At 67.0% G+C, this 13423-nt stretch carries 14 protein-coding genes; 8 read left to right on the forward strand and 6 right to left on the reverse strand.

All coding sequences use genetic code 11. From position 1 onward, the window contains the following. Positions 1-2: 2 nt before the first annotated feature. From AC5P9W_RS02445 to AC5P9W_RS02470, 6 genes are all read right to left on the reverse strand, one after another. Positions 3-782, reverse strand: coding sequence for an SIMPL domain-containing protein (locus AC5P9W_RS02445; RefSeq protein WP_021202668.1), 780 nt, complete (start codon positions 780-782; stop codon positions 3-5). Between the two features lie 67 nt (positions 783-849). After that, positions 850-2325: an anthranilate synthase component I gene (gene trpE, locus AC5P9W_RS02450; RefSeq protein WP_134735175.1), complete on the reverse strand. Its 1476-nt coding sequence runs from the start codon at positions 2323-2325 to the stop codon at positions 850-852. Positions 2326-2637: 312 nt separating this feature from the next. Further along, a complete protein-coding gene (gene yegS / locus AC5P9W_RS02455; RefSeq protein WP_164144958.1) occupies positions 2638-3567 on the reverse strand; it encodes a lipid kinase YegS in 930 nt (309 codons plus the stop codon). Positions 3568-3791: 224 nt separating this feature from the next. After that, the gene (locus AC5P9W_RS02460) at positions 3792-4274 is read right to left on the reverse strand and encodes a GNAT family N-acetyltransferase (RefSeq protein WP_026347198.1); all 483 of its coding nucleotides are present in this window, start codon (positions 4272-4274) and stop codon (positions 3792-3794) included. Between the two features lie 12 nt (positions 4275-4286). Beyond that, entirely contained in the window at positions 4287-4964 is a 678-nt protein-coding gene (gene rpe, locus AC5P9W_RS02465) for a ribulose-phosphate 3-epimerase (RefSeq protein WP_206621322.1), read from the reverse strand. A gap of 57 nt (positions 4965-5021) precedes the next feature. Next, entirely contained in the window at positions 5022-5351 is a 330-nt protein-coding gene (locus AC5P9W_RS02470; RefSeq protein WP_008265098.1) for a J domain-containing protein, read from the reverse strand. 141 nt (positions 5352-5492) lie between these two features. On the opposite strand from AC5P9W_RS02470, the gene AC5P9W_RS02475 reads away from it, so the two are divergent. The 8 genes from AC5P9W_RS02475 (at position 5493) to AC5P9W_RS02510 (ending at position 13364) form a co-directional block, all read left to right on the forward strand. Continuing rightward, a complete protein-coding gene (locus tag AC5P9W_RS02475; protein ID WP_167693003.1) occupies positions 5493-6419 on the forward strand; it encodes a phosphoribosylaminoimidazolesuccinocarboxamide synthase in 927 nt (308 codons plus the stop codon). A gap of 203 nt (positions 6420-6622) precedes the next feature. Next, positions 6623-7108 (forward strand): Mpo1 family 2-hydroxy fatty acid dioxygenase, encoded by a 486-nt coding sequence (locus AC5P9W_RS02480; RefSeq protein WP_010482667.1) that lies wholly within the window; start codon positions 6623-6625, stop codon positions 7106-7108. A gap of 333 nt (positions 7109-7441) precedes the next feature. Continuing rightward, positions 7442-10270 (forward strand): monovalent cation/H+ antiporter subunit A, encoded by a 2829-nt coding sequence (locus tag AC5P9W_RS02485; protein WP_495218748.1) that lies wholly within the window; start codon positions 7442-7444, stop codon positions 10268-10270. Further along, entirely contained in the window at positions 10270-10662 is a 393-nt protein-coding gene (locus AC5P9W_RS02490) for a Na+/H+ antiporter subunit C (RefSeq protein WP_005419863.1), read from the forward strand. The genes AC5P9W_RS02485 and AC5P9W_RS02490 overlap by 1 nt, the downstream gene beginning before the upstream one ends. Further along, positions 10659-12194: a monovalent cation/H+ antiporter subunit D gene (locus tag AC5P9W_RS02495; RefSeq protein WP_111103650.1), complete on the forward strand. Its 1536-nt coding sequence runs from the start codon at positions 10659-10661 to the stop codon at positions 12192-12194. Before AC5P9W_RS02490 ends, AC5P9W_RS02495 begins: the two co-directional genes overlap by 4 nt. Beyond that, positions 12191-12697, forward strand: coding sequence for a Na+/H+ antiporter subunit E (locus tag AC5P9W_RS02500; RefSeq protein WP_021202662.1), 507 nt, complete (start codon positions 12191-12193; stop codon positions 12695-12697). The genes AC5P9W_RS02495 and AC5P9W_RS02500 overlap by 4 nt, the downstream gene beginning before the upstream one ends. Next, on the forward strand, positions 12694-12978 hold the full coding sequence (locus AC5P9W_RS02505; RefSeq protein ID WP_005411334.1) for a K+/H+ antiporter subunit F: 285 nt from the start codon (positions 12694-12696) through the stop codon (positions 12976-12978). The genes AC5P9W_RS02500 and AC5P9W_RS02505 overlap by 4 nt, the downstream gene beginning before the upstream one ends. Further along, positions 12975-13364: a Na+/H+ antiporter subunit G gene (locus AC5P9W_RS02510; protein WP_012481450.1), complete on the forward strand. Its 390-nt coding sequence runs from the start codon at positions 12975-12977 to the stop codon at positions 13362-13364. The genes AC5P9W_RS02505 and AC5P9W_RS02510 overlap by 4 nt, the downstream gene beginning before the upstream one ends. Positions 13365-13423: the final 59 nt, after the last annotated feature.

The raw sequence follows: 13423 nt of genomic DNA on the forward strand, positions 1-13423 counted from the left end.
GGTCAGGTTCCGTCGCTTATCAGGAAAATGGCGTACACGTTTTCGGTGTAGGTGATGGGGCCGGCTTCAATGGATTCGGGCTCAGCGGGCGCGGGCGCGGAGGCGGGCGCGTAGCTGCCGGTCACCGAGATCCTGTCGAGGTCCCCGCCGTCCTCGCCCTGCTGGGGCCATTGCCCGGCCCGGATGCCGTAGGCGAAGTCCGGCGCCACATCGGAGATGCTGTACAGGCCACGCACTCTTGTTCCATAGGCCTTGGCCAGGCCCTGCGCGGACTCGCGGGTCTGGGCCGCTGCCTCGCCCTTGAGTTCGCGGCGCAGCGCCACTTCGCCCGAATAGGTCGGCGCCAGGCTGCTCACCTGTACGTTCTCGTTGGCCTTCAACGCCCCCAGCACATCCTGCATCGCCTTCACGCTGGCGAAGCTGGCACGCAGCTGGCGCGATACACGGGTACCGATGAAGACCTGCCGGTTCTGCTCATAGCGCGTGGCCGGGCCGATCCGCAGGTTGTCCGCACGCACGCTGCCGTCCACCGCCTTGTGCTGCTTGAACAGTGCCAGCACGCGGGCAACGTTGTCCTGCACGCGGCGGCGCGCGGCGTCGGCGTCCATGTCGGTCTCTTCGATGTTCAACTGCAGGCCGAACCGGTCCGGCATCACCGTGCGGCTGCCCTGCCCCTTCACCAGCAGGTGCGGCTGCGAGGGAATCGTGTTGGCCTGCGCCCACGCAGACGGGGCCATCGTGGCCAGCAGTGACGACCACAGCAATGCGCTCAGCAGCTTCATGCGGTACTCCTTGTCTTGAATGGGAACAGCGGAAGGTGCCGCGGCGCAGGCCACGGCACGGGGAGGATCACAGGCCCTTGGCGGCCTGGGCGACGGCGCGGAACAGCGCGCGGCCCTTGTTCATCGTCTCATCCCATTCCTTGTCCGGGTCCGAGTCGTAGACGATGCCGGCGCCGGCCTGCACGTACAGGCGGCCGTCCTTGATCACCGCGGTGCGGATCGCGATCGCGGTATCGGCATCGCCGTGCCAGCCGATGTAGCCGATGCTGCCGGCGTAGACATTGCGCTTGATCGGTTCCAGCTCGCGGATCACTTCCAGCGCGCGGATCTTCGGCGCGCCGCTGACCGTGCCGGCCGGGAAGGTGGCACGCAGCACGTCGGCATAGCTCAGGCCCGGCTGCAGCTGCCCGGTCACTTCGCTGACGATGTGCATCACGTGGCTGTAGCGTTCGATCACGAACTGCTCGCCCACCTCCACGGTACCTGCCTTCGAGACGCGGCCGGCATCGTTGCGGCCCAGGTCGATCAGCATCAGGTGCTCGGCGCGTTCCTTCGGATCGGCCAGCAGCTCGGCTTCCAGCGCCAGGTCCAGCTCGGGCGTGGCGCCACGCGGGCGGGTGCCGGCGATCGGGCGCACGGTGACTTCGCCGTCCTGAAGGCGTACCAGGATTTCCGGCGATGAACCGACCACCTGCAGGTCGCCGACATCCAGGAAGTACATGTACGGCGACGGGTTCAGTGCACGCAGCGCGCGGTACACATCCACCGGGCGCGCCTTGAACGGCACGCTCAGGCGCTGGCTGAGCACCACCTGGAAGATGTCACCGGCGCGGATGTATTCCTTGCTGCGCTGGACCGCATCGACGAAGCCTTCGCGGGTGAAGCCGGAGACGAAGTCGGACTCGTCCAGCACGTCGCTGTTGAGCGGTGCGGGATAACCGGCGCCGGGCGCGCGCAGCTTGGCAGTCAGCGCATCCAGGCGTGCCTGGGCCTGCTCGAAGGCGCCCTCGACCCGTGGGTCGGCGTGCACGATCAGGTACAGCCGGCCCTTGAGATTGTCGAACACCGCCAGCTCGTTGGAATCCAGCAGCAGGATGTCCGGCGTGCCCAGCTCATCGCGGCCGGCCGGCGGGGCCAGGCGCGGCTCGATGTAGCCGATGCACTCGAAACCGAACCAGCCGACCAGGCCACCGGTGAAGCCCGGCAGGCCTTCCAGCTTCGGCACCGAGTGGGCGCTGCGCAGCGCCTCGACTTCGGCGAACGGGTCGGCCACTTCGCGGGTGTCCGCCACCTGGCCGTCTTCGCGCACAGTCAGCGTGTGGCCATGGAAGGCGTACACGCGACGCGCCGGCAGGCCGATGATCGAGTAACGACCAAAGCGCTCGCCGCCTTCGACGGATTCAAACAGGTAGGTATTGGGGCCGTCGGCGAGCTTCAGATAGACCGAAAGCGGCGTGTCCAGGTCGGACAGCACTTCACGGACGACGGGAATGTGGGTGTGGCCTTCAGCGGCCTGCTGCTGAAACTGAGCGTGCGAGTTCAAGACGACTTTCCTTCCGGGACACAGCGTTATGGGGGCGGACGACGGCAACGGGCCACCATCGCCACCAACGGCGTGCGGAAGAAAGGGTATGCGGGGTCGTCAGGCTGGACACCCCCTGACTGTATCGCAGCCGGGGCGGGAGGGGAACCCTGGGAAACTGAACCACGGGAAAGCACAGGGCTCATGGCGGGGACCGGTGGGGGACCGGCGCGGGAACCGGTAGAGTCGACTGTTAGTCGACTTGCGCGCGTAGCGCGGGATTTTACGCCGTCGGAACGAAAAGCAGTCGACTAACAGTCGACTCTACCTCCCCTACCCCGCCAGCAACGGGCAACCGACCGGCAGGTGCATGCGCACCCTGCCCGGCACGCACTCGATGCGGAACTGGCGGGCCTGGACTGGTTCGCCGTCCAGGTTGAGGGTCAACGGGCGCTCGGACTCCACCTGCAGCCACGGCAGCCGCGCACGCGTGGCCAGCTGTTCCAGCGCCGCCTGGGTGCCCGACTTCAGCATCTGGCCGAGCGTGGCGGTGACCTCACCCTCCAGTTCCGGAAGCACGGTGACATCCAGCAGCCCATCGTCGATCATGGCCTGCGGGCACAACTGCTGGCCACCGCCGGCCTGCCGGCCATTGCCGATGCCCAGGGCGATGAAGTCGCCTTCCCACGCGAAATCCGGGCCGGACAGCCGCGCGGTGATCGGCTCGATGCGGCCCAGCTTGGCGATGCCGGTGATCACATAGGCCAGCCCGCCCAGCATCTTCTTCAGGCCGGCATCGGTCTCCACCGTCACCTGCGTGCCGAAGCCACCGCTGGCGAGATTGGCGCACCACCATTGCGTGCCATCGGCGTCCACGCGCAACAGGTCAATGGCGTGCGGCGTCGCCTGCCCGATCAAGGCGAAGGCCTCCTTCGGCTCGGTGGGAATGCCGGCAGCAGTCGCGAAATCGTTGGCGGTCCCCATCGGAATCAGCGCCAGCGAGGGCAGCGCATCTGCCGGCTCCTCACGATGTGCCAGTGTCTCGGCCACCGCACTGAGCGTGCCATCGCCACCGGCGGCCACGATCACGTCCACGCCATGATCGATCGCCTCGGCCACGTAGCGTTCGGCGTCACCGTCTTCCCAGGTCACCCGCACTTCCAGCTGCACGCCCTGTCCGCGCCAATGGCCGACGGCGTCGCGCAACTCATCGTTGCCGGCGGATTTGCCGTTGAGGATCAGGCGCCAGCGCGGGGTGGTCATGCAGAGCTTCCAGGGATGCGGTGGCACAGGCTAGCAATGCGCTGTTTGCCCGTGGTGAATGTCACGCAGATGTCATTCAGCTGCTGGAGAATGGAAGGCCATAGCAGGGACGACGGATGGAGGCAGGATCAGCCTCCCACGCATGCAGCGAGGCCACGCCAGTGATTGGCGTGGCCTTTTTTTTGCCGGCCGTAGATCCACGCCATGCGTGGATGCATTTCACGTCAACCGTTGGCGAAATCGTGCAGCGCCTGGCCCTGCAGCCGGTACACGGTCCACTCGTCCTGCGGCTTTGCGCCGGCGGCGGTGTAGAACTCGATGGCCGGGGTGTTCCAGTCCAGCACCGACCATTCGAAACGACCGCAGCCTTCGGCCACGGCCTGGCGGGCGATGTACTTCAGCAGTGCCTTGCCGGCGCCGCCGCCGCGCTTCTCCGGGCTGATGTAGAGGTCTTCCAGGTAGATGCCCTTGCGGCCCAGCCAGGTGGAGTAGTTGTAGAAATACACCGCATAGCCGATGGCCTCACCGTCGGCTTCGCAGATCAACGCGCGGGCAGTCGCATCGGCACCGAACAGGCTTTCGGCAATACCGATCTCATCGGTCTGCACCGAATGCTCGGCCTTCTCGTAGATGGCCAGTTCGCGGATGAAGCGCAGGATCAGGCCAGCGTCGGCCACGGTGGCCGGGCGGATGTTCAACACGGCCACCGTACCCATGGCTCAGCCCCTTGCCGCAGCAACGTTCGCGCGCATCTGCGCGATCACGTCCTGGTAGCTGGTCCTGGCGTTGAAGATGGCCGAACCGGCAACGAAGGTGTCAGCGCCGGCGGCGGCGATCTCACCGATGTTGTCGGCTTTCACGCCACCGTCGATCTCCAGGCGGATGTCCTTGCCGCTGGCATCGATCATCTTGCGCACCACGCGCAGCTTGTCCAGCGCCGAGGGGATGAAGGCCTGGCCGCCGAAGCCCGGGTTGACCGACATCAGCAGCACCAGGTCCAGGTCATCCAGCACCCAGTCGAGGGTGTCCACCGGGGTGGCCGGATTGAGCACGATGCCCGGCTTGCAGCCCAGCGAGCGGATCAGCTGGATGGTGCGGTGCACGTGGCGGCTCGCCTCCGGATGGAAGCTGATGTAGGTGGCACCGGCCTCGGCGAAGTCCGGGATGATGCGGTCCACCGGCTCGACCATCAGGTGCACGTCGATCGGCGCGGTCACGCCGTGCTTGCGCAGCGCCTGGCAGACCATCGGGCCGATGGTCAGGTTCGGCACGTAGTGGTTGTCCATCACGTCGAAGTGGACCCAGTCCGCGCCAGCGGCGAGGACGTTGTCGACTTCCTCGCCGAGACGGGCGAAGTTGGCAGAGAGAATGGACGGGGCGATGAGGCAGTTGGACATGGCCGGGGCCTTCGGAACGGGGAAAGGATTCTCCCGCCCGCAGGCGGGACTGTCGGATCAGCGCTTGCGCAGGGTCTTGATGCGGTCGTAGGCGGCGTTGATGCGCCGCGACTTCTGCTCGGCCTGCTGCTGCAGCTCGGGGGCGGCGCCGCCAAGCTTGTCGGGGTGGTACTGCGAGATCAGCTTTCGGTAGGCGCGCTCGATCTCGGCATCGGTGGCCTCGGAGGTCAGCCCCAGCTCCCGGTACGGGTTCTCCTTGTTCAGGCGGAACCAGTCCGAATCAAAGGCATGGCCGATCAACAGGCCGACTACCGCGCCGAACAGCGGATTGGGCCGGAACAGCAGGGCCCCGGCGATGAAACCGAGCAGTTTTCCGTACCAGCGCATGGCGCCCCAGGGTCGACCGGCGAAATGGATGCTCATTTTACGTCACAGCGGGCCCGGACCGCTTTACACTAGGCCGCCCGCTGGTCAGCGGGCCCGCCGGGTCCGCTGGGCAGCCGTATCGACAACGCCCCAGGAGTGCCCGTGCCAACCACGCTGTTGCAATCCGATCTCCCCGGCCTGCCCTTGCGCCATCGCGGCAAGGTGCGTGATGTGTTCGATATCCCGCGCGAGCGGCTGCCTGCAGGGACCCCGCCGGGCGACTACCTGCTGATGGTGGCCACCGATCGCCTGTCGGCGTTCGACGTGGTCCTGCCCGACCCGATCCCGGGCAAGGGCGAGATGCTCTGCCAGGTCTCCAACTTCTGGTTCGCCAAGACCGCGCACCTGATGCCCAACCACCTGACCGGCATCGACGTGGCCAGCGTGCTGCCCGAAGGCGTGGACCCGGCCCTGTATGCCAAGCGCGCGGTGGTCACCCGCAAGCTGAAGCCGGTGCCGGTGGAAGCGATCGCCCGCGGCTACCTGATCGGCAGCGGCTGGAAGGATTACCAGCGCACCGGCAAGGTCAGCGGCATCGATCTGCCCGACGGCCTGCGCCAGGCCGAGCAGCTGCCCGAGCCGATCTTCACCCCCTCGACCAAGGCCGCCGTCGGCGACCACGACGAGAACATCGATTTCGACGCGATGGTGAAGCAGGTCGGTGCGGACCTGGCCGAGCGCGTGCGCGACGCCACCCTGCGCATCTACAAGTTCGCCGCCGATTACGCCCGCGAACGCGGCATCCTCCTGGCCGATACCAAGTTCGAGTTCGGTACCGACGCCGATGGCCGCCTGTACATCATGGACGAGATGCTGACGCCGGATTCCTCGCGTTACTGGCCGGCCGACGAGTACGAAGTGGGTACCAGCCCGCCGAGCTACGACAAGCAGTTCGTGCGCGATTACCTGGAGACGCTGGACTGGGGCAAGACCGCCCCGGGCCCGACCATCCCGGGCGAGATCATCGAGCGCACCCGCGCCAAGTACGCCGAGGCGCTGCAGCGCTTGGCCGGGATCAGCGTCGACTGATCCGCCTGCGCCCCCGGCCGGACAGGCGGGGGCACTCTGAAGGGGTAGTGCCGGCCGCTGGCCGGCAACCTCGGCGAATCCGCAGCCAGGCATGGCCTGGCTCTGGTAGTGCCGGCCGCCGGCCGGCAACCTCATGAACTCGGCTATGCTCTGGAGTGCCGGCCAGCGGCCGGCACTACCGTTGTCCGAGGAAGCAACGCAGCATGCAGACATCCACCGAGCTTGCGCGGCCGATCGACCGCTATTTCGCCAGCTACTCCGACGACCATCGCAATGTGATCAACCAGCGCATCCACGTGGTGGCGGTTCCGGCGATCCTGTGGTCGGTGGTGGCCCTGCTGTGGTGCCTGCCGCCGCTGATCACCTGGTTCCAGTACGGCATCTGGTCGGCGTTCGCGATGTTCAGCGCCTGGTGCTTCTACAACAAGCTGTCGCGCCCGCTGGGCATCGGCATGCTCATCCAGTTCTTCGTGTTCGGCTGCCTGTGCCGCCTGCTGGAAGCCGAAATCGGCCTGCAGGCCCTGCGCTGGCTGGCGGTGGGCGTGTTCGTGGTGGCCTGGATCGCGCAGTTCATCGGCCACACGTTCGAGGGCCGCAAGCCCAGCTTCCTGACCGACCTGACCTACCTGCTGATCGGCCCGGCCTGGGTGATGGCCAAGTTCTACCGCAAGCTCGACTGGCGGTACTGACCTGACCAGGGCCGACGGCGCACCTCGTTTCCTGAACGGGCAGATCCCGTCACCCGCACTCCACGACGGCCCTGCCAGCCTGCGCCGGTGATCCGCTCCCCACTTCCCGCCCGTCGACGGCAGCCCCTGTGCGACAGGGCCTGCGGTCTCCCTGCGTGGGCGTAGGGTGTCCCCCGAGAGCAACCCGGGAGGGACCGCAGGAACGTGATGTTGCGCCGCAGAAAAAATGAATCAGCGAACGTTACATGCAATTGATCGCTGTTCGATGGGTTTCGGCGACATTTCGCAGCCTGTTATCCTCCCTGACCTGCTCGTGAATCATGGATTCCCTGCATGCTCCCCAGCCTGCCCCTGCTGCTGGCCCTGCCGTTCCTGATGGCAGCGGCTGTTGCGGCCTTCCCCCGTAGTTCGCGCTCGACTGCTGCCTGGCTGGCGGCGCTGGCGCCGTTGGGCGGGCTGGCCATCCTCGGCTGGCTGACCCCGGCGGTGCTCGATGGCCAGGTGGTTCGCACCCTGGTGCCCTGGCTGCCACAGATCGGCCTGGACTTCACCCTGCGCCTGGACGGGCTGGCGTGGATGTTCGCCGGGCTGGTACTGGGCATCGGCGCGCTGGTGGTGCTGTACGCGCGCTACTACCTGAGCCAGCAGGACAACGCGCACCGCTTCTACTGCTACCTGCTGCTGTTCATGGGCGCCATGCTGGGCATGGTGCTGTCGGGCAACCTGCTGTTGCTGATGATCTTTTGGGAAATGACCAGCATCAGTTCGTTCCTGCTGATCGGCTTCTGGTCGCACCGCCAGGACGCCCGCGAAGGCGCACGCATGGCGCTGGTGATCACCGGTGGCGGTGGCCTGGCCCTGCTCGGTGGCGTGCTGCTGATCGGCCGCATCGTCGGCAGCTTCGACCTGGACGTGGTGCTGGCCGCTGGCGAGCAGATCCGCGCCAGCGCGCTGTACCCCTACGCCCTGTTCCTGGTACTGGCCGGCATCTTCACCAAGAGCGCGCAGTTCCCGTTCCACTTCTGGCTGCCGCACGCGATGGCGGCGCCGACCCCGGTCTCGGCGTACCTGCACTCGGCCACCATGGTAAAGGCCGGCGTGTTCCTGCTGGCGCGGCTGCATCCAGCGCTGGCCGGCAGCGACCTGTTCTTCTACACGGTCAGCGGCATCGGTGCGATCACCCTGTTGATCGGCGCCTGGAACGCGATCTTCCAGCACGATCTGAAAGGCCTGCTGGCTTACTCGACCATTTCCCATCTGGGCCTGATCACCCTGCTGTTCGGCCTGTCCACGCCGATGGCGGTGGTGGCCGGTGTGTTCCACATCCTCAACCACGCCACCTTCAAGGCCTCGCTGTTCATGGCCGCCGGCATCATCGACCATGAGACCGGCACCCGCGACATGCGCAAGCTGGGCGGCCTGCGCAGGCTGATGCCGTTCACCAGCGCGCTGGCAATCATTGCCTCGCTGGCGATGGCCGGCATCCCGCTGCTCAACGGCTTCCTGTCCAAGGAAATGCTGTTTGCCGAGGCGATCACGGCCGGCGGCCCGGGGATCATGCGCACGGCGGTGTCGATCGCCGCGCTGCTGGCCGGCGTGTTCGGCGTGGCCTACAGCCTGCGCTTCGTGCACGACACCTTCTTTGGCCCCGGCCCGCACGACCTGGATCGCGTGCCGCATGAGCCGCCGCGCTGGATGAAGGTACCGGTGGAACTGCTGGTGGTGATCTGCGTGGCAGTAGGCATCGCCCCGGCACTGACCGTGGCGCCGGTGCTGCATGCCGCTGCGGCGTCGATCCTCGGCAGCGCCATGCCCGAGTACAGCCTGGCGGTATGGCACGGCTTCAACCTGCCGCTGGCGATGAGCGCGATCGGCGTGATCGGCGGCGTGGCGCTGTACTTCGGCCTGCGCAAGCTGATCAACCTGCACGCCGTGACCAACGTCAGCACTGGCCGCAATGTGTTCCATGCGCAGCTGGATGCCGTGTCCGCACTGGCCATGCGCCTGACCAACGGCATCGCCAACGGCAGCCTGCAGCGCATGCTGCTGGGCCTGGTGCTGGTGGCGATCACAGTTGCCGCCGCGCCGTTCGTGGCAAATCCGGCCTCGCCGAACTGGACCGCGCCGCAGCCGGTTCCCTTGCTGGGCTGGGCGCTTTGGCTGGTGATGATGGCCTGTGCGGTCGCCACCCTGCGCATCTACAAGCAGCGCCTGCTGGCGGTGCTGCTGGTCGGCGGCGTCGGCCTGATGGTGGCGCTGACCTTCGTGTTCCTGTCCGCACCCGACCTGGCCCTGACCCAGCTGCTGGTGGAGATGGTCACCCTGGTGCTGATGCTGCTGGGCATGAACTACCTGCCGGCGCAGTCCGGGCCGGAACGTCCGCGCTGGCGCAAGCGCCGCGATGCGGTGATCGCGATCATCGCCGGCGCCGGCCTGGGTGCGCTGGCCTATTCGGCGATGACCCTGCCGCCGAACACCATGGCCGGCGAACTGCTCGCCCGTGCGTTGCCCGAGGCCTATGGCCAGAACGTGGTCAACGTGATCCTGGTCGACTTCCGCGGCTTCGATACCTTCGGCGAGATCACCGTGTTCGGCATCGCCGCGCTGGTGGTGCATGCCCTGCTGCGGCGCACGCGGATGGCACCGGAGCAGATCATGCCCGGCCCTCCGATCAAGCTGCCGGTACCAGCCGACCTGGCCCAGATCATGTTCCCGCTGACCCTGACCGTATCGATCTTCCTGTTCCTGCGCGGCCACAACGCGCCGGGCGGTGGCTTCATCGCCGGCCTGGTGCTGGCGGTGCCGCTGCTGATTCAGTACGTGATCCAGGGCACCGCATCGGTGGAGTCGCGCTTCGGCTTCGACTACATCCGCTGCATCGGCATGGGCCTGCTGATCGCCCTGCTCAGCGGCAGTGCCTCGATGCTGTTCGGCGTGCCGTTCCTCACCAGCGGCCACCTCGATCTGCACCTGCCGCTGATCGGCGACGTGCCGCTGGCCAGTGCGATCGGTTTCGACATCGGCGTCTACCTGGTGGTGTTCGGCGGCGCCATGCTGATGCTGTCGATGATGGGCACGATCAAGCCCTCGCGTACCCGCACCGCCCGCAAGGGCGAGATCGACCTGCAACGCCGTTCGGCCCGCACCGGGGAGATGCACTGATGGAACTGGCCCTTGCGACCGCGATCGGCGTGCTGACCGCCATCGGCATCTACCTGCTGCTGCGCGCGCGCAGCTTCGATGTGATTCTCGGCATGACCTTCCTGTCCTACGCCACCAACCTGCTGATCTTCGCCGGTGGCCGCGTGGTGCTGGGCAAGGCGCCGGTGCTGCAGGAGGGCGTGGACAGCCACCTCGGCAACTACACCGATCCGCTGCCACAGGCGCTGGTGCTGACCGCGATCGTGATCGCCTTCGCGATGACCGCAGTGAGCATCGTGCTGGCCATGCGCAGCCGCAGCGACAACCACAGCGACCATGTGGACGCCCACGAGCCCGACGATGACCTGCAGGATGAGCGCGTGCCGCCGCGCCAGGGCGAGGACCGCGCATGAACCACCTGGTGATCCTGCCGATCCTGATTCCCCTGCTGGGTGCTGCACTGTCGCTGTTCGTCGAACACCGTCGCTACGGCCCCAGGGTGCAGCGCGCCGTCGCGTGGACCGCGCTGTCGGCGCTGGCGCTGGCGGTGGGCCTGCTGTTCGCGTCGACCGCGGGCGGTGACATCAATGTCTACCTGCTGGGCGACTGGCCGTCGCGGCTGGGCATCGCGCTGGTGGCCGACCGGCTGTCGGCGTGGATGCTGCTGACCACCCTGCTGCTGGCCATTCCCTGCCTGCTGCACGCCTGCTCGGGCTGGGACCGCCGCGCACCGCACTTCCATGCGCTGTTCCAGTTCCAGCTGGTCGGCCTCAACGGTGCGTTCCTGACCGGCGACATCTTCAACTTGTTCGTGTTCTTCGAGGTGATGCTGATCGCCTCCTACGGCCTGCTGCTCAGCGGTGGCCGCGGCCTGCGCATGCGCATCGGCCTGCACTACGTGGTGTTCAACGTCACCGCCTCGACCCTGTTCCTGATCGCGCTGGGCCTGCTGTACGCCACGCTGGGTTCGCTGAACATGGCCGAGCTGTCGCAGCGCATCGCCGAAATACCGCCGGCGCAGCTGACCCTGGTGAAGGCGACGATGGGCCTGTTGCTGCTGGTGTTCTGCGCCAAGGCCGCGCTGATGCCGCTGTACCTGTGGCTGCCGGAAGCCTATTCGCGTGCGCCAGCAGCGGTGGCTGCGCTGTTCGCGATCATGACCAAGGTCGGCCTGTACTCGGTGCTGCGCATCCAGATGCTGTGGTTCGGCGATGACGCAGGCGCGATGGCCGGCTATGGCCGCGACTGGCTGCTGTGGGCCGGCGTGGCGACGCTGGTGCTCGGTGGCCTGGGTGCACTGGCCGCGACCCGCCTGCGCGTCCTGATCTCGTACCTGGTGATCGTGTCGGCGGCCACGCTGTTCATCGCCTTCTCGGTGGGCACGCCGCAGGTACTCTCAGCGGGCCTGTACTACCTGCCGCACAGCAGCTTCGTCGCCGCCGCGCTGTTCCTGATCGCCGACCTGATCCGCCGTCGTCGCGGCGGTGCCAGCGACCGCAAGGAAGTGGTGGCACCGATGCCGGGCAAGGAAACCCCAGCGGTGCTGTTCCTGATCGGGGCAGTGTCGGTGGCCGGCCTGCCGCCACTGTCCGGCTTCCTGGCCAAGGCCGCGCTGCTGGCCGGCATGCCGGCGCAGTACACCGGGCCGGTCTGGACCGCCGTGCTGGTCAGCAGCCTGCTGGTGATCATGGGCCTGACCCGCGGCGGCATCCGCCTGTTCTGGCGCGTGCCGCCGGTCGATCCAGAAGCACCGAAGCCGCGCAAGGCTCCCCTGCGCCGGGTAGAGCTCTACGCCGCCTGCCTGCTGCTGGCCTACGGCATCGGCATGACCCTGGCCGCTGCACCGTTGATGCGCTACACCGACGCCACCGCCGCACAGCTGCTGCATCCCAGCGAGTACGTGCAGCAGCTGCGCGCGACCACGCCGGAGATCCGCCAGCCATGACTGCCCAGCACTCCCTGTTCCGTCGCCTGATTCCCTCGCCGATGCTCAGCATCATGGTGGTGGCGTTCTGGCTGCTGATGTCCGACAGCTTCACCCTCGGCCAGATCGTGCTGGGGCTTGTGCTGGGCGTGGTGGTGCCGCTGTTCGCCGCGCGCCTGGACCGCGAGTTCGCGCGCATCGGCACCCTGCGGCCGCTGCCCAGACTGGTGTGCGTGACCCTGTGGGACATCCTGATGTCCAACATCCGCGTCGCCCTGCAGGTGCTGGGCCCGGAAAAGAACATCCACCCGGGCTTCATCTGGCTGCCGCTGGACATCGCCAACATCCACGGCATCGCCGCGCTGACCAGCATGATCACCCTGACCCCGGGCACGGTCTCGGCCGCGCTCAGCGACGACCGCAAGTTCCTGCTGGTGCATGTGCTGCACCTGGAGGATCCACAGGACCTGATCGATACGATCAAGCGCCGTTACGAGGCGCCGTTGATGGAGATCTTCCCATGACCGGTTTTGAAGTCATCCAGACCACCCTGGTGGTGTGCATGCACGTGGTCGGCCTGGCCATGCTGCTGGCCACCTGGCGCCTGCTGCGCGGGCCGACCGTGCCCGACCGCATCCTCGCACTGGACACCCTGTCGGTGACCGCGATCGCCGAGCTGATGCTGTTCGGCATGTACCTCAATTCACCGATCTACTTCGAGGCGGCGTTGATCATCGCCATGCTCGGCTTCGGCAGCACCGTGGTGCTGAGCAAGTTCGTGCTGCGCCGGGACATCGTCGAATGATCACTGCCATCCAGATCGGCCTGTCGATCCTGCTGCTGTTCGGCTGCTTCTTCATCCTGGTGGGCGCACTGGGCCTGGTGAAGCTGTCGACCTTCTTCAAGCGCCTGCACGCGCCGACCAAGGCCAGCACGCTGGGCGTGGGCTGCGTGTTGGTGTGCTCGGTCTGCTACCACATCTTCCTCGGCCAGGACCCGCAGCCGCGCGAGCTGCTGATCACCGTGTTCCTGTTCATCACCGCACCGATCAGCGCGCACATGATGGCCAAGGCCGCGCTGTCGCTGCTGATGGAGACCCGCCCCACCCTGCCGGGCAACGAACGTGCCGCCGAGGAGCAGCTGCCACCGCCGGAGCCGGTGCGGGAAGAAGAAACCACGCAGAACCGGTAGAACCGGCCGCTGGCCGGCAATGTGACGCCCCGTAGGTGCCGACCGCTGGTCGGCACGAA

It is taken from the genome of Stenotrophomonas sp. YJH_SMC_33 (assembly GCF_059372295.1).